Annotated in this window: 23 protein-coding genes and 1 pseudogene; 10 read left to right on the forward strand and 14 right to left on the reverse strand. The window is 60.8% G+C overall.

The window, feature by feature from the left end:
* Window positions 1-45: 45 nt before the first annotated feature.
* A complete protein-coding gene (locus AC3ITA_RS19315) occupies window positions 46-795 on the reverse strand; it encodes a hypothetical protein (protein WP_095946143.1) in 750 nt (249 codons plus the stop codon).
* Window positions 796-1002: 207 nt separating this feature from the next.
* Here AC3ITA_RS19315 and AC3ITA_RS19320 point away from each other — a divergent pair, with 207 nt between their 5' ends.
* Together AC3ITA_RS19320 and AC3ITA_RS19325 are read left to right on the forward strand one after the other, a co-directional pair.
* Window positions 1003-1824, forward strand: coding sequence for an aldo/keto reductase (locus tag AC3ITA_RS19320; RefSeq protein WP_489278216.1), 822 nt, complete (start codon window positions 1003-1005; stop codon window positions 1822-1824).
* 29 nt (window positions 1825-1853) lie between these two features.
* Window positions 1854-2324: a DUF1810 domain-containing protein gene (locus AC3ITA_RS19325; protein WP_095946133.1), complete on the forward strand. Its 471-nt coding sequence runs from the start codon at window positions 1854-1856 to the stop codon at window positions 2322-2324.
* On the opposite strand, the gene AC3ITA_RS19330 is transcribed toward AC3ITA_RS19325, so the two are convergent.
* Window positions 2289-4649: a DNA polymerase II gene (locus AC3ITA_RS19330; protein ID WP_489278217.1), complete on the reverse strand. Its 2361-nt coding sequence runs from the start codon at window positions 4647-4649 to the stop codon at window positions 2289-2291. The two genes, AC3ITA_RS19325 and AC3ITA_RS19330, sit on opposite strands and share 36 nt — an antisense overlap.
* Before the next feature lie 242 nt (window positions 4650-4891).
* On the opposite strand from AC3ITA_RS19330, the gene AC3ITA_RS19335 reads away from it, so the two are divergent.
* A complete protein-coding gene (locus AC3ITA_RS19335) occupies window positions 4892-5332 on the forward strand; it encodes a CBS domain-containing protein (protein ID WP_057397016.1) in 441 nt (146 codons plus the stop codon).
* Window positions 5333-5449: 117 nt separating this feature from the next.
* Here the strand turns inward: AC3ITA_RS19335 and AC3ITA_RS19340 are convergent, their stop codons facing one another.
* Window positions 5450-6073, reverse strand: a complete 624-nt coding sequence (locus tag AC3ITA_RS19340; RefSeq protein ID WP_150673429.1) for a glutathione S-transferase family protein — start codon at window positions 6071-6073, stop codon at window positions 5450-5452.
* A 261-nt stretch (window positions 6074-6334) separates the two neighbouring features.
* Here AC3ITA_RS19340 and AC3ITA_RS19345 point away from each other — a divergent pair, with 261 nt between their 5' ends.
* Window positions 6335-6697 (forward strand): hypothetical protein, encoded by a 363-nt coding sequence (locus tag AC3ITA_RS19345; protein WP_150673428.1) that lies wholly within the window; start codon window positions 6335-6337, stop codon window positions 6695-6697.
* 244 nt (window positions 6698-6941) lie between these two features.
* On the opposite strand, the gene AC3ITA_RS19350 is transcribed toward AC3ITA_RS19345, so the two are convergent.
* Window positions 6942-8033: a DUF1615 domain-containing protein gene (locus tag AC3ITA_RS19350; protein ID WP_414928510.1), complete on the reverse strand. Its 1092-nt coding sequence runs from the start codon at window positions 8031-8033 to the stop codon at window positions 6942-6944.
* 136 nt (window positions 8034-8169) lie between these two features.
* Here AC3ITA_RS19350 and AC3ITA_RS19355 point away from each other — a divergent pair, with 136 nt between their 5' ends.
* Window positions 8170-9705, forward strand: coding sequence for an FAD-dependent oxidoreductase (locus tag AC3ITA_RS19355; RefSeq protein ID WP_489278218.1), 1536 nt, complete (start codon window positions 8170-8172; stop codon window positions 9703-9705).
* Window positions 9706-9825: 120 nt separating this feature from the next.
* On the opposite strand, the gene AC3ITA_RS19360 is transcribed toward AC3ITA_RS19355, so the two are convergent.
* Window positions 9826-10536: a glutathione binding-like protein gene (locus AC3ITA_RS19360; RefSeq protein WP_095946127.1), complete on the reverse strand. Its 711-nt coding sequence runs from the start codon at window positions 10534-10536 to the stop codon at window positions 9826-9828.
* Window positions 10537-10904: 368 nt separating this feature from the next.
* Between AC3ITA_RS19360 and AC3ITA_RS19365 the strand changes: the two genes are divergently transcribed.
* Complete coding sequence (locus AC3ITA_RS19365) at window positions 10905-11576, forward strand: histidine phosphatase family protein (protein ID WP_095946126.1); 672 nt, start codon at window positions 10905-10907, stop codon at window positions 11574-11576.
* 138 nt (window positions 11577-11714) lie between these two features.
* On the opposite strand, the gene mnmH is transcribed toward AC3ITA_RS19365, so the two are convergent.
* Together mnmH and selD are read right to left on the reverse strand one after the other, a co-directional pair.
* The gene (gene mnmH, locus AC3ITA_RS19370; RefSeq protein ID WP_489278219.1) at window positions 11715-12818 is read right to left on the reverse strand and encodes a tRNA 2-selenouridine(34) synthase MnmH; all 1104 of its coding nucleotides are present in this window, start codon (window positions 12816-12818) and stop codon (window positions 11715-11717) included.
* Window positions 12818-13852 (reverse strand): selenide, water dikinase SelD, encoded by a 1035-nt coding sequence (gene selD / locus AC3ITA_RS19375; RefSeq protein WP_489278220.1) that lies wholly within the window; start codon window positions 13850-13852, stop codon window positions 12818-12820. The genes mnmH and selD overlap by 1 nt, the downstream gene beginning before the upstream one ends.
* Window positions 13853-14073: 221 nt before the next feature.
* Here selD and AC3ITA_RS19380 point away from each other — a divergent pair, with 221 nt between their 5' ends.
* Together AC3ITA_RS19380 and AC3ITA_RS19385 are read left to right on the forward strand one after the other, a co-directional pair.
* Window positions 14074-14379 carry an IS3 family transposase gene (locus AC3ITA_RS19380; protein ID WP_008047186.1) on the forward strand — a complete coding sequence of 102 codons (306 nt, stop codon included), beginning with the start codon at window positions 14074-14076 and terminating at the stop codon, window positions 14377-14379.
* A complete protein-coding gene (locus AC3ITA_RS19385) occupies window positions 14376-15212 on the forward strand; it encodes an IS3 family transposase (RefSeq protein WP_489277972.1) in 837 nt (278 codons plus the stop codon). Before AC3ITA_RS19380 ends, AC3ITA_RS19385 begins: the two co-directional genes overlap by 4 nt.
* Before the next feature lie 61 nt (window positions 15213-15273).
* Here the strand turns inward: AC3ITA_RS19385 and AC3ITA_RS19390 are convergent, their stop codons facing one another.
* The 3 genes from AC3ITA_RS19390 to AC3ITA_RS19400 all read right to left on the reverse strand — a co-directional run bounded on the left by AC3ITA_RS19390 (window position 15274) and on the right by AC3ITA_RS19400 (window position 17316).
* On the reverse strand, window positions 15274-16230 hold the full coding sequence (locus tag AC3ITA_RS19390; RefSeq protein ID WP_489278221.1) for a quinone oxidoreductase family protein: 957 nt from the start codon (window positions 16228-16230) through the stop codon (window positions 15274-15276).
* A gap of 26 nt (window positions 16231-16256) precedes the next feature.
* Window positions 16257-16430: a DUF1427 family protein gene (locus AC3ITA_RS19395; protein ID WP_008049832.1), complete on the reverse strand. Its 174-nt coding sequence runs from the start codon at window positions 16428-16430 to the stop codon at window positions 16257-16259.
* A 106-nt stretch (window positions 16431-16536) separates the two neighbouring features.
* Entirely contained in the window at window positions 16537-17316 is a 780-nt protein-coding gene (locus AC3ITA_RS19400) for an AraC family transcriptional regulator (protein WP_095942593.1), read from the reverse strand.
* Window positions 17317-17462: 146 nt separating this feature from the next.
* On the opposite strand from AC3ITA_RS19400, the gene AC3ITA_RS19405 reads away from it, so the two are divergent.
* The gene (locus AC3ITA_RS19405; RefSeq protein WP_095942592.1) at window positions 17463-17690 is read left to right on the forward strand and encodes a DUF6555 family protein; all 228 of its coding nucleotides are present in this window, start codon (window positions 17463-17465) and stop codon (window positions 17688-17690) included.
* Window positions 17691-17723: 33 nt separating this feature from the next.
* Entirely contained in the window at window positions 17724-18002 is a 279-nt protein-coding gene (locus AC3ITA_RS19410) for a hypothetical protein (RefSeq protein ID WP_489278222.1), read from the forward strand.
* A gap of 27 nt (window positions 18003-18029) precedes the next feature.
* Here the strand turns inward: AC3ITA_RS19410 and AC3ITA_RS19415 are convergent, their stop codons facing one another.
* The 4 genes and pseudogenes from AC3ITA_RS19415 to AC3ITA_RS19430 all read right to left on the reverse strand — a co-directional run bounded on the left by AC3ITA_RS19415 (window position 18030) and on the right by AC3ITA_RS19430 (window position 21602).
* On the reverse strand, window positions 18030-18185 hold the full coding sequence (locus AC3ITA_RS19415; protein WP_007998919.1) for a metallothionein: 156 nt from the start codon (window positions 18183-18185) through the stop codon (window positions 18030-18032).
* Window positions 18186-18410: 225 nt separating this feature from the next.
* Window positions 18411-19232, reverse strand: a complete 822-nt coding sequence (locus tag AC3ITA_RS19420) for a methyl-accepting chemotaxis protein (RefSeq protein WP_414928548.1) — start codon at window positions 19230-19232, stop codon at window positions 18411-18413.
* A 36-nt stretch (window positions 19233-19268) separates the two neighbouring features.
* Window positions 19269-20093 (reverse strand): annotated as a pseudogene (locus AC3ITA_RS19425) (cache domain-containing protein); the annotation flags it as partial.
* Between the two features lie 192 nt (window positions 20094-20285).
* Window positions 20286-21602, reverse strand: a complete 1317-nt coding sequence (locus tag AC3ITA_RS19430; RefSeq protein WP_095942589.1) for a Na+/H+ antiporter family protein — start codon at window positions 21600-21602, stop codon at window positions 20286-20288.
* Window positions 21603-21904 lie beyond the last annotated feature (302 nt).

Here is a 21904-nt window from a genome sequence, read left to right on the forward strand (position 1 = left end):
CTTTATACCCTGAGCTCAATCCCCCCTGTGGGAGCGGTGCTGAGTTCACTGCACCGGCAGGAAATTCAGGAACAGCAGGCTCTGGGCATAGTTCAGGCCGATGCGCCGGTAGCGTTCGTCGAGCATCTGGGTCAGCAGGTCCAGCCGGGCGACGATCTTGCCGAACTCGACGGCAAAGCTCAGGTTGCTGCCCTCCTCCGAGATTTCATTGGAGAACAGCAAGGGCTGGCCCTCTTTGTTCTGTCGCTGGCTGAGGATCCAGGTGGCGATCTCGATGTTGCGCGCGGCATTGCTGACGAATACCGGGTTGATCGTATCGGTCATGTAGAACTCGAGGCGATTGCCATGGGCGGTCACCAGCATGCTGCCGACGGCATAGATGAACGCGCCGACCCGATCGCCCAGAAACTCCGGGCTCATGGCAAAACGCAGGGCCGCAAGGTCCTTTTTGCCGCCCAGGGTCGGTAAGGGCTGCTGCAACTCGATGGCCATGCGCACTTGCTTGCCGGCGGTGCGGGCATCGAGGAACCCGGATTTTTTCAGTTCATCGGGGTTACGCAGGTAGAGCTTGCTCATCAACAGGTAAAGGCTGTCGAGGTTGTCGCGCATGGTCAGGGTGGCCATGCGGTCGACGCTGGTCTGCAGGAACTCCTGGGGTTTGCCTTCGCGCATCTGGTCGATGATGTCGCCGCCCTGCTGCTGGCTGCAACCGGTGACGAAGAATATCGACAGACCTGCCAGCAGCAGGCAATGACGGCGGATTTTAGTAGTGATCGCGGGTGAAACTCGAGCCATGGGTTCTTGGACTTGGGCATGGGCCGGCGGTGGGGATCGCCGCAGGCTGCCATGGATAGAGCCGGACATTTCGAAAAAGTGCAGTATCGGCACAGAGCAATCGATCACCGGCAAGGTGCAGCTCAAGAGATCACAGCCCGCGGCGGAACCGATGGACTATTCTGCTGCCCACAGAAATAGTCATCGGCATTCATAAAGGAGGTTTGCATGCGCACGCTTGAACTGGCTGGCACCAGGGTCCCGGTCATCGGCCAGGGGACCTGGCAGATGGGCGAAGACCGTTCACGGCACACGCAAGAAGTCGCTGCACTGCGCCTGGGTATCGAACTGGGCATGACCCTGATCGACACCGCGGAAATGTACGCCGAAGGCGGTGCCGAGAAAGTGGTCCGCGATGCCATTGCCGGCCAGCGCGACAGCGTCTTTCTGGTCAGCAAGGTGTACCCGCACAACGCCAGTCGCCAGGGCATTCCCCTGGCTTGCGAGCGAAGCCTGCGCCGGCTTGGCACCGATTACATCGATCTGTATCTGCTGCATTGGCGCGGCCAGTATCCGCTGGAAGAAACCGTTGAAGCCTTCGAACGCCTGCGCGAAGACGGCAAGATCGGGCGTTGGGGCGTGTCCAATTTCGACCTTGACGACTTGCTGGAACTGGACGCCCCGGCCTGCGCCACCAATCAGGTGCTCTACAACCTGGCACAACGGGGCATAGAATTTGATTTACTGCCCTGGAGCCAGCAACAGCGGTTGCCGGTCATGGCTTACTGCCCGATCGACCAGGGCGGAAAATTGCTCGCCAATGCCACCCTCAAACAGGTGGCCGCCCGACACGACGCGACGCCTGCACAAGTGGCACTGGCATGGATCCTGCGTAAGGACGGCGTGATCGCCATCCCCAAAGCGGTCCGCTCCGAGCATGTGCGGCTCAATGCCCAAGCTGCCCGATTGCAGCTTGAAGCCGGGGATCTGGAGGCGCTGGACCAAGCGTTTCACGCGCCACAACGCAAACAGCGGCTGGCCATGGTCTGAACCACCGCAGTCAGTCAGAGAGCTTCACCATGAGAAGCACCGACCACCAGGACCCGTTCAATCTGCAACGTTTTCTCGATGCTCAAGACCCGGTGTTCGACCGGGTTCAAACCGAGCTGAACAACGGGCACAAGCGCAGTCACTGGATGTGGTTCATTTTTCCCCAGTTTGCCGGGCTCGGCGGCAGCGAGATGTCGCGCCGCTTTGCCATCCGATCGCGGGAGGAAGCTCTGGCCTACCTTGAGCATCCGTTGCTGGGCGCCCGGCTACGCACCTGCACCCAGGAAGTACTGAACATCCGGGAGCGTTCGGTGGCCGGGATTTTCGGCCATCCCGACGACTTGAAGTTTCATTCCTCGATGACCCTGTTTGCCCAGGTCACCGATGCCGACAGCCTTTTCCAGCAAGCCTTGAATCAGTACTTCCATGGCATCCTGGATGACTGGACCTTGTCGCTGATGGACTCAAAACAGGCCCAGTTGCCCCCCAACCAGGGTTGAGAAGTCGTCGTCGACAAACGGCAGTATGGCGTCCGCCACCGGTTGCAGCTGTTTAGTGATGTAGTGGTCGTAATCGATGGGCGCGCTGCGCACTTCCAGCGGTTCAGGGCCGGCGACGGTGATCACGTAGCTGATCCAGCCGCCGTTCTGGTATTGCCGCGGGCGGCCCTGGCGGTCGTTGTACTCGTCGGCCAGGCGTGCCGCGCGCACATGGGGCGGCACGTTACGCTGATAGTCATCGAGGGTGCGGCGCAGGCGTTTGCGGTAGATCAGCCGGTCATCGAATTCACCGGCCAGGGTCTTGCGCACGTAGTCACGCACATAATCCTGGTAGGGCTTGCGCAGGAAGATCCGCGAATACAGCTCCTGCTGGAATTGCCGAGCCAGCAGCGACCAGTCGGTGCGCACGGTTTCCAGGCCTTTGTAGACCATTTCGTCGCTGCCATCCTCCCGGGTGACCAGCCCGGCGTAGCGCTTCTTGCTGCCTTCCTCGGCGCCGCGAATGGTCGGCATCAAAAAACGCTTGTAGTGGGTCTCGAACTGCAATTCGAGAACGCTCTGCAGGCCGTATTCCTGCTGCACGTGCTCGCGCCACCACTGATTGACGTGCGCCACCAGCGCGTGGCCGATCTGCGCCGCCTCCTGCTGGCCATGGGCGCGACGCAGCCAGACGAACGTCGAGTCGGTGTCGCCGTAAATCACCGCATGGCCCTGGGCTTCGATCAACTGGCGGGTGCGCAGCATGATTTCGTGCCCGCGCAAGGTGATGGATGACGCCAGGCGCGTGTCGAAGAAGCGACAACCGCTGGAGCCGAGTACGCCGTAGAAGGCGTTCATGATGATTTTCAGCGCCTGGGACAGCGGCGCGTTGTGTTCGCGCTTGGCGGTTTCCCGGCCTTCGGCCACCCGGGCGACGATGGATGGCAGGCAATGTCGGGTGCGGGAAAAGCGCGCGCCACGAAAACCCGGCACCGACTCGCTGTCGTCCGGGTGCTTGAGCCCTTCAATCAACCCCACGGGGTCAATCAGGAAGGTGCGGATGATCGACGGATAGAGGCTTTTGTAGTCGAGCACCAGCACCGACTCGTACAGCCCCGGCTGCGAATCCATGACAAAACCGCCGGGGCTGGCTTCGGGTGGCTTGCCACCGAGGTTCGGCGCAACGAAACCCTGACGGTGCATCAGCGGCATGTACAGGTGCGTGAACGCGGCCACCGAACCGCCCATGCGATCGGCCGGCAAACCGGTGACGCTGGCCCGCTCCAGCAGGAAGGTGAGCAACTCGGTCCTGGCAAAAATCCGCGTAACCAATTCGCAGTCCTTGAGGTTGTATTTGGCCAGCGCCGGTTTGTCCTCGGCGAACATGCGATTGATTTCGTCCATGCGCTGGTACGGGTTGTCGATGGACTTGCCCTCGCCGAGCAAGGTTTGTGCGACGTTTTCCAGGCTGAACGAGGGGAAACTCCAGGTCGCCGAACGCAGGGCCTCGATACCGTCGATGATCAAGCGACCAGCGGCTGAAGCGAAGTAGTGGTTGCCGTTGCCGTGTTCACGCCACTGCATTTCCTCGCCGCCACGCCCCAGTTTCAACGGCACCGCCAGGCGTCGGGCGTGTTCGTGGAGCACCCGCAAGTCGAACTGCACGACGTTCCAGCCGATGATCGCGTCCGGGTCGAACCGGGCAAACCAGTCGTTGAGCTTTTTCAGCAGCAGGGTTCTCGAATCGCAGTATTCGAGCTGGAAATCCACCTGGCTGGCGTCGCCATTGGGTGGACCGAGCATGTACACCTGACGCTCGCCGCAGCCTTCCAGGGCGATGGAATACAACTCGCCCTGGGCGGTGGTCTCGATGTCCAGGGATACGAGTTTCAGGCTCGGCCGGTAATCGGCATCCGGTTTCATCTGGGCGTCGAGCAGCAGGCCCTCGGCATTCGGCGTGCCACTGAAACGCACCGGCGCGGTGATGAAGCGTTCCATCATGTAGCGTTCCGGCGGGCGCACGTCGGCTTCGAACACCTCGACACCGGCCCGGCGCAGCGCGGTTTCCAGGCGCATCAACTGGCCATGTTGCTGACAGTAAAGTCCGAGGACCGGGCGATGTTCGAAGTCCTGCAGGGCCAGAGGCCTGAGCTCGACGTTCTTCTCGCCATGCAAAACGCTTTCTGCGGGCTGACGCTGCGCAGCGGGGATGAACGCCACCGATGGTTGATGAGGCAAGCGCAGACGCCGGGGACCGCTGTCGGTCGCCAGCCAGAACTCGACTTCCGTACCGACCGGGGTGTCGCGCCAATGCCGGGTCAGGACGAAGCCCTGCTGTAGATCCACCACTGCAAACCTCGAAACTGATTCAGAGGGTGATTCTACCCGCCATCGGTGGCGATAGCGCGTTCGTCGCCGGTCTATCAGGCAGACACCGCACACAGGTGGTTCGTTGGCCTTAAATGAGGGGTTTGCCGAAAAAAACCGCCGAATGACGTTTTTTGCGTGTTATCTGCCGCATTCGCCCTTGCCCAGAACGCTCGCGTCTACGATTCTTCAAGAACAACGACAACACCCGAGTAACCACCATGAAAACCGTCGCCCAACTGCTCAAGCTCAAAGATCAGAAGAATCAGGAAGTGCACCAGATCAAACCCGACCACATGGTGCTCGAAGCACTGATGAAGATGGCCGAGAAAAACGTCGGGGCCTTGCTGGTGGTGGATAATGATGAAGTGCTGGGCATTATCAGCGAACGGGACTACGCGCGAAAACTGGTGCTGCACGGCCGCTCTTCGGTGGGCACGCCGGTGCGCGACATCATGGTGTCACCGGTGATTACCGTCGACACCCATCAAACCGTGGATACCTGCCTGGGCATCATGTCCGACAAACGCCTGCGTCACTTGCCGGTGGTCGAAGGTGGCAAATTGATCGGCCTGCTGTCGATCGGTGACCTGGTCAAGGAAGCCATTGCCGAACAGGCGGAGCTGATCAAGCAGTTGGAGCAGTACATTCGCGGGGAGTGAATCCGCACACGCCGCCCCCCTGTAGGAGCGAGCCTGCTCGCGATGGCGGTATGTCAGTCACTTAGATGTTGAATGATAAGCCGCCATCGCGAGCAGGCTCGCTCCTACAGGGGGGGGTCAGGCCGGCCAATGCCGGGCGAACACCGGTGCCAGTGCCGGGTGGCGGTCGATGCGTTCCAGCCAGGCGAAAAAACCAGGCCGGGCGTTGCGCAAATGTTCCCGGCTGCCCGCCCATCGCGAGATCACCGCCGCCAGCACATCCAGGGCCCCTGGCTTCTCACTGCCCAGGTACAACTCGCCCGAAAACTGATCGGCAAACACCTCCCAACTCCAGTGCAGGCGCCGGCGGGCGCCCTCCATGAGGTTCTGCCTGGACGACTCATCCGCCTCGGCCAGCCAGCGTTCGGGGTAATCGATGATGCCGATGGCCGCATAGCAATTGCTGACGATGTAGGCCATGCCGCGAATGGCCTGGCCTCGCTCGGCCGGATCCTGCGGCAACAATCCCGATGCGGGAAAGGTCAACCCGAGGTGGATCAGGATCGCCGCGCTCTCGGTCAGGACAGCGCCATCGGGTAGCTGCAAGGTCGGAATCTGTTTGAGCGGGTTGAGTTTTTCCAGCGTCTGGGCCGCCTCCGCGGACGTCTCGACATCGATGAAGCGATAAGCGACATCACAGAGTTCAAGAGCAGCCTCGATGGCCGCCGCCCCGGAGTTCTGATGGCCGTAGAGCTGGTACATAAACGTCTCCTTGCATACCTCGATCTCTGCCGGGCCACATCGACCGTCGCGGCAGAGGAACGCGCCAGCTATCCAGTGTAGAAGCCGCCGCCGACCACACCGTAGCCATCCGACGACCGCACCATCACGCTCACAAGAGGAGTGGCGTCGGTCCTATCATTGCCGTCGATGTTCACCATCACCTCAATGAAGTTCTCTTAAAAAATCCCCGGCGTAACATCTGCTCCATACCAACCCATAAGCACCCCGGAGCACACCATCATGAAACGCCAAACCCTCCTCAGCATCGCTTTCTCGGTTTTCGCCGTTAACGCTTTCGCCGCAAACTCTGCTCAACCTGTGGTCGCTGAAGGCGGCTCGGATCGTCTGATTGAAAGCCGTGTGGCCGAGGGTGGCTCCGATCGCCTGATCGAGAATCGCGTGGCCGAAGGTGGTTCGGATCGCCTGCTGGAAAAACGTGTTGCCGAAGGCGGTTCCGACAAGCTCCTGCAAAACCGCGTTGCCGAAGGCGGTTCCGACAAACTGCTGCAAAACCGCGTCGCTGAAGGCGGTTCCGACAAACTGCTGCAAAACCGCGTTGCCGAAGGTGGCTCGGACCGTCTGATCGAAAGCCGCGCTGTCTGAATGCAGTGCTTGACCGCGGGACTCAATGAAAACCCGGCCTTACCCGCCTAATGCTGTTCACTTAAGCGAATGTGGTCCTCTGTAGGAGCGAGCTTGCTCGCGATGGTCGTTAACGATAACGCGTATTTACTGGCTAAACGCGGCGTTCTTGAGTCCATCGCGAGCAAGCTCGCTCCTACAACTTCCTTAACTGAACAGCATTAGGCCTTACCCGCCGGGTTTTTTATGCTTTTTTGCGCCGCGATTACTTCCCCGCCCGCGCCATGCAGCGCTGGTAGCGTTCATCGACTCGCTTGGCGAACCAGGCGGTGGTGAGTTTGCGGGTGATTTTCGGGCTTTGCAGCACGATCCCCGGCAACACTTCACGGGGTAACGGCCGGCCCTCGGCCCGTTCGGCCAGTTCGAAAACCCGCCGATAGAGTTTACTGTCTTCGAACGCCAGGGTGTTCCCCTCTTCCAGTTGGTCGCGGATCGTCGGATTGCGCATGTCCAGTTGCTTGCCAAGGGTACGCACGGCCAGTTCCGTGGTGCCGGGCATGATCGAACCGTAGCGCACCAGGTCGCCATCCAGCGCCAACGGGATACCGGAAGCCCGGCTCACCGCGTTCTGGAATGCAGCGTTACGGCTGGCGTACCAACCCGCGTTGAAGTCCGCAAAGCGGTACAACGGCTGTGGGTAACTGACCGGATACCCGAGCAGATGCGCGATGCCGAAATACATGCCGCCGCGCCGGGTGAACACTTCATGACGAATCGAGCCTTTCACCGGATACGGATAGCCCTTGGCCTGCTGTTCGGCAAAATCAATGCTGACCTGCATCGGCCCGCCGGTATGCACCGGGTTGAAGCCGCCGAACAGCTTCTTGCCCATCGGCACCATGCCGATGAAGTCGTCAAAAACAGCGCTCAGTTCCTTTTCACTGCGCGCGGCATTCAGGCGGTTGCTGTAGCTTTTGCCATTGGGCGAATCGAGCATTAACGCACCGCTCACCAGCAGGCGGGGAATATGTGCCTTGGCGGCACGGCGGTCGATCTCGTCACGGGCGATCTTGCCAAGGCCCGGTACGTTCGGATCGACCTGAAAGGTCGACTCCTGTTCAGTCACCGCCAGCACCGAGCACAGGTTTTGCGTGGTCGGCGAGATGTCTTGCGCGGTAAACGCCACCTGGATATCCGTGGCCCAACCCTGGGGATCGGCGGCCTTGGCCGGCAGCAAACGAACAATCTCGGCCTTCACTTCGGCCGGGCTGCGCGCCGCCGGTTCCTGGGTCCGTTGGCTGCCGCAACCGGCCAATATCAGCAATACGGCAACGCTTGTGATCAATCTGATTTGCATGTCGTTCCATCTAATCCGTTTGTCCGGGCCAACCATACGACCAATGGCAGGTCAGCGGCTACGTCCGTGGCAGTCCGACGGTTGCCGCCCTCCCCGACTGGACCATACTTGACTCACACAGCGAGGAGGACAGGTCATGCACCGCAGCGACGTGTTGATCATCGGCGCCGGCCCGACCGGGCTGGTCCTGGCGTTGTGGCTAAGCAAACTGGGGGTGCGCGTGCGGATCGTCGACAAAACCTCGGCCCCCGGCACCACGTCCCGGGCGCTGGCCGTCCAGGCACGGACGCTGGAGTTGTATCGCCAACTCGGACTGGACGAGGCTGTGGTGCAACACGGCCATCAAGTAAAGGCCGGCAACTTCTGGGTCAAGGGTGAGCCCGTGGCACGCCTGCCTCTGTCCCGGATCGGCGAGGGCCTGACACCTTACTCGTTTCTCGAGATATTCCCGCAGGACGAACACGAACGGCTGCTGATCGAGCACCTGCAAGCCTTCGGCATTACGGTGGAACGCAACACTGAACTGGCAGGCTTCGAGCAAACCGCAGACGGCATCACGGCCACGCTGCAGCTGCCCGACGGCCAGCAGGAAATCTGCCAGGCCTGTTATCTGGCCGGATGCGACGGTGCCCGGTCGATAGTGCGCAAGACCCTGGATACCGGGTTTCCCGGCGGGACTTACCAACAGATTTTCTACGTCGCCGACGTGCAGGCCAGCGGCCCGACATTCAACGGCGAACTGCATGTGGATCTCGACGAGGCGGACTTCCTCGCCGTGTTCCCGCTGGCAGACACGGGTCGCGCGCGCTTGATCGGCACGGTGCGCGACGAGCGCGCCGAACACGCCGAGACCCTGCGCTTCGAGGATGTCAGCAGCCGGGCCATCGAGCACATGAAGGTGCAGATCGAGCAACTGAACTGGTTTTCGACCTACCGCGTGCACCATCGGGTGGCGGATCACTTCCGCAAAGAGCGGGCGTTTTTGCTGGGTGATGCCGCCCATGTGCACAGCCCGGCGGGCGGCCAGGGCATGAACACCGGGATTGGCGATGCCATCAACCTGGCCTGGAAACTGGCGGCCGTGTTGAGCGGCGGTGCCGAGGCCAGGCTGCTCGACACCTATGAAACCGAGCGCATTGCGTTTGCGCGCAAACTGGTGGCGACCACCGATCGGGTCTTCACGTTCGTCACTGCCGACGGGCCGATTGCCGATTTGCTGCGTACGCGCCTGGCCCCGTTCTTGTTACCGAAAATGACCGCGTTCGAAACCTCCCGCCAGTTCCTGTTTCGCACGGTGTCGCAGATCACCCTGAATTATCGTGGAATGCCGCTGAGTACCGGCGTTGCCGGGCATGTGCATGGCGGTGATCGCCTGCCCTGGGCCCATGACGGCGAGGGGGATAATTTCGAGTCGCTCAAGTGCCTGACCTGGCAGGTGCATGTCTATGGCGACACCAGCGACGAGATGATCGCCTGGTGCCACGAGCACCACCTGCCGCTGCACGTATTCGACTGGCGACCGGCGTTCGAAGCAGCGGGTCTGGGGCGCAACGGCTTTTATCTGTTGCGGCCCGATACCTATGTGGCAATTGCCGAAACCTGTTCGGACCCGAAAGTGATCGAACGGTACTTCCGTGATCACGGGATCCGGCCGTTTTTTGGCGCGCCCTGAGAACACCATATCCCCTTGTGGGAGCGGGCTTACTCGCGAAAGCGGTGGGTCAGTCGATACAAATGCTGCCTGACACTACGCCATCGCGAGCAGGCTCGCTCCCACAGGTTATGCGGTGTATCAGCTCGCGACAGGACTTGGAATCTGCAACCCGCGCACCACCGCCGGCCGCGCCAGGAAGCGTTCCAGCACCCGCGTGACGTTAGGGAAGTTCTGGATGCCCACCAGATCGCCAGCCTCATAAAAGCCGATCAGGTTGCGCACCCACGGGAAGGTGGCGATGTCGGCGATGGTGTAGCGCTCGCCCATGATCCAGTCACGCCCTTGCAGCCGGCCGTCGAGTACCTTGAGCAGGCGCCTGCTTTCCTCGACGTAGCGGTCACGGGGACGCTTGTCTTCGTAGTCCTTGCCGGCGAATTTGTTGAAAAACCCGAGCTGGCCGAACATCGGACCAATACCACCCATCTGGAACATCAGCCACTGGATCGTTTCGTAGCGCGCTGCCGATTCCTGGGCCAGCAGTTGCCCGCTCTTGTCGGCCAGGTAGATCAGAATCGCTCCCGATTCGAATAGCGCCAGCGGCTGGTCATCCGGACCGTGGGGGTCGAGGATCGCCGGGATCTTGTTGTTGGGATTGAGGGAAAGAAATTCCCGGGACATCTGGTCGTTGGTGTCGAAGCCTACCCGGTGAGGCTCATACGGCAGGCCGATCTCTTCGAGCATGATCGAGACCTTGACGCCGTTGGGGGTCGGCAAGGAGTACAGCTGAATCCACTCCGGATACTGGGCAGGCCATTTGCGGGTGATGGGAAATGCGGACAAATCGGTCATGGGCGGGATCCACGAAGACATTGAGAGTGACGATCATAATGTAGATATCCGCTCAGCGATCCCTTGAAACCATCAATCTCGCTGATAGAGGAGATCAAAAGAGATCACGACCGTTTCAACGCCATTGAGTGTAGGGTGTCCACAATTGTGCAACATCCTGTCGATAACCTTCGCTGCAAACCCATGAAGGTTACCGGTACATTGCCGCCCACTCGGCCGGAATCGAACCAAACGGGTTCAGGGGACTCTGAGCACCACCCCCTTTGATAACGGACCGGCTTCAATGACATGGAAAACACCCGACGCAGGACAATCGTGGTGGAAAGGTTTGTCAGCCTTAACTGAATTACGCTGAAGACCCTTTACTCATGAACCTGTTCAATTTTGCCCAACGTTTCAGACATCGAGCTTACCTGCTGTTGCCCGCCTTGCTGGTGGTCAGCGCGTTGTTCCTGTCGCTGGAATCCGGTCTGAGTCGCGCCCAACCGATGGATGGCACCCAGACGCTGGTCTTCCTGCGCCACGGGGAAAAACCCGACGGTGGCCTGGGCCAGCTCAATTGCCAGGGACTGAACCGCGCCATCGACCTGGCCACGCTGCTGCCGGAAAAGTTCGGCAAGGCCAACTATGTGTTCGCGGCGAACCCGACCCGTAACGTCGAGGAAGGCGAGCTCGACAATTCCTACAGCTACATCCGCCCCCTGATGACCATCAGCCCCAGCGCCATCAAGCTGGGCCTGCCGGTGAACATCAATTTTTCCGCCAATGACACCAGTGACCTGGCCGATGAGTTGCTGCACGACAAGTACCACAACTCGATCATCTACACCGCCTGGTCCCACGGTTACCTGCCGGAGCTGATCAACAAGGTGGCCGGCGACGCTACCGGCAAGAAAACGACCATCACCGATGACTGGGAGTCCAGCGACTATGACTCGCTGTATGTGTTGACCCTGACCTGGCATAACGGCAAGGCCAGTTTGCAGAGCCATGTGTACAAACAGGGTCTGGATAATGGCGCTGAAACTTGCCCGACCTGAGGTTTTGCTTTGTCTGAACGGGCGCCATCGCGAGCAGGCTCGCTCCCACATTCGATCTTCAGCGAACACAATTTTTGTGACCGCCGCTGATTAAATGTGGGAGCGAGCCTGCTCGCGATGGGGCCGGCAAAAACACCCTCAACCTTTCTGTCTGCCCCGCTCGCGCAGATACTCGAGAACCGCCCCCCGCTCCCCGGCAAACTCGATCCGCGCGTCTTTCTTCTCCCGCTGAAACGCGTACATCGGGTCGTAATACTCGCGCAGCAACCCTTCGATCCAGCCCCGGTGCAGATCCACCGCGCCACTGCGGGCCTGCTCCGCCAACGCATCCTCCATCAAAACCAGCATGCGACGATGACGTTCGCCACCCAGGCGTTTCTGCACATTGTTCAGGCTCGCCAGCAAGCGTTCGGAAAACAACGCAAAGCCCTCCTCGCCATGCACGTCGATGAATTCGGCGCACAGATCCACCACGTAATCGCGCAGGATCCGCTCGACCCGACCTTCCAGGCTGTCTTCCAGCCAGACCATCGGGAACTGCTGCATGCCCTGGTACAGTGGCAACGGCAGCGCACAACTGCCCACCGCACGGCTTTCGTCTTCCAGTACGAACTGCTCGATGCCCCGGGCGCGTTTTTTCAGCACGTCGATGGCCAAGCGGTTTTCGAAGTCGATATTCGAGGGTTGGCCCGTTGCGCGCTTGCCGAAACTGGAGCCGCGATGGTTGGCATGGCCTTCAAGGTCCACGGCGTTGCCCAGTTGCGTGAGCACCTCGGTCTTGCCGGTGCCGGTCATGCCGCCCAGCAGGACGAAATCACACTGGGTCACGGCTTGATCGAGGGTGTCCAGCAGGAAGGTGCGCATGGCCTTGTAGCCGCCGCCCACCCGTGGATAGTCGATACCGGCCTCGTCCTTGAGCCATTGCTGGACTATCTGCGAGCGCAGGCCGCCGCGAAAGCAATACAGCAAGCCATCCGGATGCGCCCGGGCAAAATCGGCCCAGGCCTGGATGCGTTCGGCCTTGACCGCCCCCGACACCAGTTGATGCCCCAGCACGATGGCCGCTTGTTGGCCGTGCTGCTTGTAGCAGGTGCCGACCCGCTGGCGTTCATGGTCATTCATCAACGGCAGGTTGATCACGCCGGGAAACGCGCCCTTGTTGAATTCGACCGGCGCGCGGGCGTCCATCATGGGCCGATCGTTGAGGAAGATATCGCGGTAATCAGTGCAGTCGACGAACATCAATACACCTCGACCGCGTTGCTCTGTCGCTCGACCAGTTCACCGATCGGTTCCAGGCTCAGGCCCAGTTCGGCGGCCACTGAGAGGAATTGCTCGTTGCCTTGCGGCGTCACGGCAATCAGCAGGCCACCGCTGGTCTGCGGATCGCAGAGCACGCGTTTGTGCAGTTCCTGAAGGCGTCCGAGCTTGCTGGCGTAGCTGTCGAAATTGCGCAAAGTCCCGCCCGGTACGCAGCCCTGTTCCAGGTAATACTCCACCCCCGGCAGGCGCGGTACGCGTTCATATTCAATGCGCGCCGTGAGCTGGCTGCCGTCGGCCATTTCCACCAGGTGCCCGAGCAAGCCGAAACCGGTGACATCGGTCATCGCGGTCACGCCGTCGAGCTTGCCGAAACGGCTGCCGGGTTTGTTCAGGGTGCACATCCAGTCCCGGGTCAGGCCGATGTCGGCGTTGCGCAATTTGCCCTTTTTCTCGGCGGTCGTAAGGATGCCGATCCCCAGGGGCTTGGTGAGGTATAGCAGGCAACCGGCCGTGGCGGTGTCGTTGCGTTTCATGTGGCGCTTTTCCACCAGACCGGTCACAGCCAGGCCAAAGATCGGTTCCGGCGCGTCGATGGAGTGCCCGCCTGCCAGCGGGATACCCGCCGCGTCACACACCGCGCGGCCGCCGCGTATCACTTCCCGGGCAACTTCCGGCGCCAGCACGTTCACCGGCCAGCCCAGAATCGCTATCGCCATCAAGGGATCGCCGCCCATCGCATAGATGTCGCTGATGGCATTGGTGGCGGCAATTCGGCCGAAATCGAAGGGATCGTCGACGATCGGCATGAAAAAGTCGGTGGTCGAGACCACGCCGCGTTCCTCGTCAATGGCATACACCGCCGCATCATCGCGCGAGGCATTGCCGACCCAAAGCTTCGGGTCGAGGTTCTGCGCCCCGCTGCCGGCCAGGATCACTTCCAGCACCTGAGGGGAAATCTTGCAACCGCAACCGGCGCCGTGGCTGTATTGGGTCAGGCGAATCGGCTCGCTCATAGGGGTACCTCATTGGGTCAATGGGGCCGATTCTAGCAGAGCGAGGCATGCGCAAGGTGTTGCACAGCCACGGACTTTGTGGGAGCGGGCTTGCTCGCGAAGAGGCCATGTCAGTCGACATGGATATTGAATCTCACTACGCCTTCGCGAGCAGGCTGAACTGGCCTAATAATTCCGGACACCTCTTAAGGGCGATATGATTTCGCCAACTTGGAGGTTCCATGAACGAAAGAAAGGTCTATACCCGCGAATTCAAGCTGCATGCTGCCAGCATGGTGCTTGATGATAACTGCCCGGTTCCAGACGTGTGTGCATCGCTGGACATCGGGCCCACCGCTTTACGGCGCTGGGTCGATCAGGTTCGCAAGGAACGCGAGGGACAGCCCGTCAAGGGCACCAAGGCGATTACCGAAGATCAACGGCAGATCCAGGAACTAAAGGCCAAGATCAAGCGCATGGAGATGGAAGCCGAGATCTTAAAAAAGGCTACCGCTCTCTTGATGTCGGATCCCGATCGTTTTCGATGATTGCGGAACTAAGAGAGTCATTCCCGACTGCCATTGTGTGTCGTGTTTTCGAGGTGAAGCGCAGCAGCTTTTATGAGTGGCTTCAGCGGCGAGCCAAACCGCGGATCAGACGCGAAGAGCTCAAGCTGAAAGTGGTTGAACTGCACAGCGAAAGCCGGGAAGCCATGGGTTCCAGAATGATCAGCAAGAACCTGAAGTCCCAAAACATCGCGATCGGAAGAGGCCTTGTCAGAGTGCTGATGAGGGAGGCCAACATTGTCAGTAAACAACGTCAGCCTCACCCATTCAGATCCAAAGGCGTTGAAGCATTTGTCGCGCCCAATCGGCTCAAGCGCAATTTCAAGCCGGCTGCAGTCGATCAGGTTTGGTGTGGCGACGTTACCAGCTTGATGGTGGGCAAACGCTGGGTTCATCTGGCCATCGTGATCGACTTGTTTGCTCGCCGCGTCATTGGCTGGGCGTTTTCGCTGGTCAATGACGCCCACTTGGTCAGCAAGGCGCTACGCATGGCAGCAGAGGTTCGAACGTGTCCTCCGGGACTGATGTTCCATTCGGATCAGGGCTGTCAGTACACCAGCCGCAAGTTTCAAGAAGAACTGAAGCGTCGTGACATATTGCAAAGCATGAGTCATCGCGGGCAGTGCTGGGACAACGCTCCAACAGAGCGGTTTTTCGGCACGCTGAAATCAGAATGGGTGCCTCGCAGTGGTTACAGCAAGATCGAGGAAGCAAAAACCGATATGGTGCGCTTCTTCATGTACTACAACCGCACCAGGCTCCACAGCTACAACAACTATCTGTCGCCAATAGCCATGGAGCAAAAAGCGGCATAAACACCGTAACCGGTGTCCGGGATTACTTGACCAGTTCAGGCTCGCTCCTACAGGGGTTGGGTCAGGGCAGCAGAATCACCTTGTCGCCACTGCCCTGATTCACCTCGGCATAACGCTCAAGGCCTTCGGCCAGTGGCGACTCGAACAAACCCTGGGGCAACGGCAACAGGTCCTGGTCGAAGAACCGGCCGAACTGGTCGAGCATCGCCGCACACGCCTGCACTCCGTACAGCAACGAGTTGATCCCCACCACCGAGCCACCCTTGCGATACAACGCCAGCGACGGCAAGTGCACGTGACCGTCCAGAGGCGCCGCGATGATCGCGATGCGGCCGAACGCGGCCAGAGCGGGTACCGAGGCCGGCAGCCAGAAACCGGTGGTGTCGAAAATCACGTCGGCGCCGCCGGCATAGACGGCGTTGACCTGAGCCCCGAGGTCTTCGGGTTTATCCAGTTGCAGGGTCTGATAACCCTGATCCTGCAAGTCCTTGACCTGCTCCGGACGCCGCGCGGCCGCCAGCACCCGGGCACCGCGCACCTTGGCCAAGGCCAGCGCGGCACTGCCGACTGCCCCGCCACCGATGACCAGCAATCGGGTTTCGGCCGTCACCAGGCTGCGTTCCAGAGCATCCCACGCCGTGGTGTAGGGCACACCAAGGCTGGCGGCCTGCGTGAAGCTCAAATGCGTGGGTTTGAGCGCCACGCCGTTGGCCGGCAGCTTGACGAACTGCGCGTGTGAACCGTCGGCGAAAAACCCCAGTTCCTTGCCCGTGCCCCAGACCTCCTGACCGATCAGCGCCTGCGGGCCGGCCACGACAACACCGGCAAAGTCACGACCGGGAATCCGCGGCAAGGTGGTGTAGGGAAAACGCCCCAGCACGTTCTTGACATCGCTCGGGTTGAGGCCGGCGGCCTTGATCTGGACCAGCACTTCATCGGTGCCTGGCACAGGTGTAGGCACCTCGACGTAGCGCAGGGCCGAGAGATCACCGGTTTTATCGAATTGCAGAGCTTTCATGGGCGTATCCATCGAGTCGAAAGGGTTCAGGAGATCCAGCCAGCCACCAGCCCCCGCCCCATCGGCCAGAGCTTTTCGCCGGCAAGCATGCCGAGCAGGCCCACCAGCGCGATGGCCGGGGGTGCGGGGGAACGAAAGTCCAGGGCGCCGTAGAGCAAACCGACACCCAGACCGATGGCCACTGACACGAGGTAGTTCATGGCAGACTCCGGGGGCAATTGAGGTATGCGCTGAGTCTAGAAGGCGATGCCTTTGAGCATCGGCCAAGTGCTTCTGAATTTCGGCCAAAGCCTGGCCTCGGCGAACTCAGTCCTGGCGTTGCGCCGCCGGAAACTGCGAAGGCGCAACGCCCAGTTCACGACGAAACATGTCGCTGAAGCTGCTCGGTGAATAGCCCAGCTCCCGGGCAATCGCGCTGACCGGTACGCCCTGGATCAACTCGGCCACCGCCGTCGCCAGTTGCACCTGACGCCGCCACTCGGCGAAGCCCATGCCCAAGCCGTCCTTGAACAGTCGCGCCAGGGTGCGCACGCTGGCTCCGGCGTTATCCGCATGTTGTTCGAAAGGAATATCCAGTGAAGGCGCGGCCATGACCGCCTGACACAAATTCATCAATCGCCGGTCGGAATCGTCCGGCAGCGGGATTTTCAGCAACGAGCGCCTGGCCCGCTTGAGTTCCAGCAGCGCCAGGCCCACCAGCGCATCGTAATACTCGGGCGCACCGTCGTTGCCCTGCTCCACCAGGCCGACGATCAGTTCGCGCAGCAAGCCGCCGACCTCGATCACCTGAACGCGGTCATCCAGGGTCGCGGCCAGGGACGGCCGCAGGTAGATGTTGCGCATTTGCAGGTCGGACACCACACGAATTCCATGAGGTACGCCGGGCGGCAACCACACCGCCCGCTGCGGCGGCACCACCAGCGCCTCGTGCGGCGTCTCGACCCACATCACCCCGCTCATCGCATACAGCAACTGGCCCCAGACGTGCTCATGGGGCTCGATGTACAACCCGCGCGGATAGGTGCGCGCCAGCGGCTGCACGGGCACATCGGTGTCACTCAGGTCAGGCGGTGCGGCGAGGGCCATGATCAATGTTCATTGGGGGTGCGGGAGGCTCAATGGTAACGGGGCGTAGAACTTGTCGCCAGCAATCGCCGCCGTCCGACAATCCGAATGAATTTTCCTGAGGGCGCGCGATCCTTCTATGTACAACAGGGAGGAACCGGGGCTTTATGAACAGTGCAAAATTATTCGTCATCGAGTACACCCTCCATGGCGCTCCGAAATCATTCATCATCCGCCTGGACAAAATGGATAACGCAGAAGCCTGGCATTGGGCGAGCTGTGATGCGGGGGTGGGGCGAATCCCCCGCTTCGGACGCGAGAAGGTGCAAAAGACCAGCAAGCCGATGGCTGAAAAATTCGGCGTGGAAAACGTCAAGTGGCGACCGACGAACTAATATCCGGTAACCATCAGGTTCGGGGGAAGGGATATGAGCGCAACATCCGTCAACAGCCCTGCGCAGCTGGACTACGGTCTGGACACACTGTTCGGCCGCATCACCAAAAGCGCCGAGTGCCGGATCGGGCTGGAACAGGTCGAAAATGCCCCATTCTGCTTCGCCATACGCGTCCCGGTGCCACTGCCGGAAGATCTGGAGCAAGCCAGGACCCTGGTGCTGCGGGTCGAAGGCCGGCGCTTGCAGGGCACCGTGCGCCACAGCGAACGCCTGGAAGATGACAGCCTCAGGCTGGAAGTGGAGCCGGATTAGGCTCCACTTTGGCGTGTGCCGTGGTTTTCAGTGGGCACACTTGCAGCCTTGGGATGCGCACTCCTCGCCGTGCTCGTGATGCTTGGCACAGGCTTCACAGCAGTAATGCTTGCCGTGACGCACGATCGGATGTTCACCGAGCTTGCAGTTACATTTCGGACAGTCGCAAGTACGTTCGGTCATGGGTTTGACTCCTTGGGTACTGATCTTCGGGGACGTTGAGGTACAACCCGTGTTGTCAGTGTAGGAGCTACCATCCAACGGAACCGGTCGGCTGTCGGATCGATTTGGCGTGAACCCTGTGGGAGCGAGCTTGCTCGCGATAGCGGTGGCTCAGCCAACATCAATGCTGAATGTGCTGCCGTCATCGCGAGCAAGCTCGCTCCCACAGGTTTTGTCTCTGTTCTGTCAGATCCGGAACTGCCCCACCAGACCACCCAGGCGCTGACCGAGGTCGGCCAGGCTGCGCGAAGTCTGCGCGCCAAGCTGGGTTTCGTCGGCGACGTTATCCACCGCCACGGCAATCTGATGCACGCTGCGGTTGATCTCCTCGGCGACGGCAGTCTGTTCTTCGGCGGCACTGGCGATTTGTGCGTTCATCGAGTTGATGGTCGCGATCAGCTGAGCCATGGTGTCCAGCGAAGCCCCCGCCTCATTGGCCTGGGCCGAGGTGCCGTCGCCGGCCTCGCTGGAGCGGCGCATCGCCTCCACCGCCGACTGGGTGCCGGCCTGCAAGCGGTCGATCATGCCCTGGATTTCCTGGGTGCTGATTTGCGTGCGGCTGGCCAGCGCCCGTACCTCATCGGCCACCACCGCAAAGCCGCGCCCGGCCTCGCCGGCGCGGGCGGCTTCGATGGCCGCGTTGAGGGCCAGCAGGTTGGTCTGCTCGGCAATCGAGCGGATCACCCCGAGCACGCTGACAATCGACGACACGTCTTTTTGCAGGCTGTCCAGGGACACGCCGCTGCTGCGGATGTCGTCCACCAGGGCATGAATTTTCTCGATGCTGCCGGCCACCACACGCTTGGCGGCCTGGCCTTCTTCGTCGGTCTGCTGGGCTGCCACCGCGGCATTCTGCGCGCTCTTGGCCACTTCCTGGGCCGCCGCCGACATTTCGTTGATGGCCGTGGCCACCTGATCGGTCTCATGGCGCTGACGCTCCATGGCCTGGTCCGAGCGATTGGCCTGGTCGGACACCTGATTCACCAGTCCGGTCAGTTGCGAGGTCATTTCGGTGATCTGCCGCACCAGGCCATGGATCTTGTCGACGAAACGGTTGAACGAGCCGGCCAGTTCACCGAGCTCGTCCTGGCTGGTAATGGTCAGGCGGCGTGTCAGGTCGCCCTCGCCTGCCGCGATGTCGTCGAGGTTGGCTTTCATCAGATGCAGCGGACGCAGAATGGTATTGGCCAGCAGCATCCCGGCAGCGGCGATCACCAGCAGCACCACGACTGCTACGCCAACAATGCTCAGCACCATGCCTTGCATGCGCTCCTGAACCTTGGCTTCGACCACCGCCACCTGTGCTTCAATGCCGTCGAGGTTGACCGAGGTGCCGACCGCCATGTCCCACTTGGGCAGGTATTCGGTGTAGCCGAGCTTGGGCACCAGCACTTGGGTGTTGCCGGGCAATGGCGAGCTGTATTGCAGGTAGTGCGTACCATCCTTGGCGACTTTCACCAGGTCGCGGTTGACGTAGACACCGTTCGGGTCGCGGTTGTCCTTGAAGCTCTGGCCCACGCCTTCGGGGCTGTTGGCCTTGAACAGGCGCACGGTGTTGGAGTCGTAGCCGAAGAAGTAGCCGTCCTTGCCATAGGTGATGCTCGACAGCAGCTTGATCACCTGGGCCCGCGCCGCCTCATCGCCGGGGGCGGCCGCGTCGTAGAGCGGTTTGATCGTGGTCATGGCCACGGCCACGTAGCTTTGCAGGGTTGCCTTGGCATCACTGAGCAGGCGCTCGCGGGTCTGCTCGACTTCCTTGCGTGCCTGATCCTGCAGAATGAACAGCGTGGTCAGGCTGATGACCAGCGCAAACAGCAACACCGGGAGGACGGCAAGGGACAGGACTTTGGCCTTGAGGCTCATGCGCATGACGTTCACTCTTTTGATTTTGTTAGCGTGGTTAAAAGCTTTAACGGCACGACAAATCAAAAGTTGAATTCAGTCATCAGGAGCACTGAAGATCCCTTGTAGGAGCGAGCCTGCTCGCGAAGGTGTGTCAGCTACCTTGGTGTCGGCTGACACACCATCGCGAGCAGGCTCGCTCCTACAGGGGTATCGGGGTTACAGGACCATCGCCGCTACCCAGCCAAACACCAGTAGCGGCAGGTTGTAGTGCAGGAAGGTCGGGACCACGGTGTCCCAGATGTGATGGTGCTGGCCGTCGATGTTCAGGCCGGAGGTCGGGCCCAGGGTCGAGTCCGAAGCCGGTGAACCGGCGTCGCCCAGGGCACCGGCCGTGCCGACGATGCACACGATCGCCAATGGGCTGAAGCCCAGTTGCACGCACAGCGGCACGAAAATCGCCGCCAGGATCGGCACGGTGGAGAACGACGAGCCGATGCCCATGGTCACCAGCAACCCCACCAGCAACATCAGCAAGGCGCCAATGCCTTTGCTGTGATCGATGTACGCCGCCGACGACTCGACCAGCGTCTGCACCTCACCGGTGGCCTTCATCACTTCGGCAAACCCGGAGGCGGCGATCATGATGAAGCCGATCATCGCCATCATTTTCATGCCTTCGGTGAACAGGTCATCGGTGTCGCGCCATTTGACGATGCCCGACACCGAGAAAATCAGGAAGCCGGCCAGCGCACCGATAATCATCGAATCCAGCAGCAACTGAATGATGAACGCCGCCGCGATGGCCACGCCGGCCACCACCAGGCTCAACGGGTTGTATTGCACCGCCACTTGCTCGACCTGTTCGATCTTCGCCAGGTCGTAGACACGCTTCTTGCGGTAGCTGACAAACGCGATCAGCAGGCCTGCCACCATGCCCAGGGCCGGGATGCCCATGGCGTGGGTCACGTTGATGCCGCTGATGTCCACACCGCTGCGGGCGACGTTGGCCAGCAGGATTTCATTCAGGAAGATGTTGCCGAAGCCCACCGGCAGGAACATGTAGGGCGTGATCAGGCCGAAAGTCATGACGCAGGCGATCAGGCGGCGGTCCAGTTGCAGCTTGGTCAGCACATAAAGAAGCGGCGGCACGAGCAACGGAATGAACGCGATATGGATCGGCAAGATGTTCTGCGAGGCAATGGCCACGACCCAGAGCAGACCGATCAGTAGCCACTTGACCTGGCCACCGCCATTGGCGTGCTGGCGATCGACCATCGCCAGGGCCTTGTCGGCCAGCGCATGAGCCATGCCGGACTTGGCAATGGCCACGGCGAACGCGCCGAGCAAGGCGTAGGACAACGCCACCGTCGCCCCGCCGCCGAGGCCGCTGTTGAAAGCCTTGAGCGTCGCCTCGATCCCCAGGCCACCGGTCAAGCCACCGACCAGCGCACCGACGATCAGGGCGATCACCACATGCACGCGGGACAGGCTGAGGATCAGCATGATGCCGACCGCGGCAATTACTGCATTCATTGTCATACCTCTGGGCAAGCGAAAAGAGTCCGGCCGGCAGTCTGCGAGAGCCGCCAGCGGATAAAAGGAATGGGTTTTATTAGAGGGCGCGCACTTTGAATGAAGCGGCTTCAAGCTGCAAGCCTCAAGCGACAAGCTTTTACGCTTTTTACCTGAAGCTTGCCGCTTGCGGCTCAAGAATGCTGTCTGTTGGCCGCTACAGTGCAAAGTCTCAGATATTTATCGAATAAGGACGCCTCCATGTCGCTCAGACAACTTTCCATTCAATGGAAAATCACCCTGCTGGCCGGGCTGTGCCTGGC

This window comes from Pseudomonas sp. GL_090, from assembly GCF_057837765.1.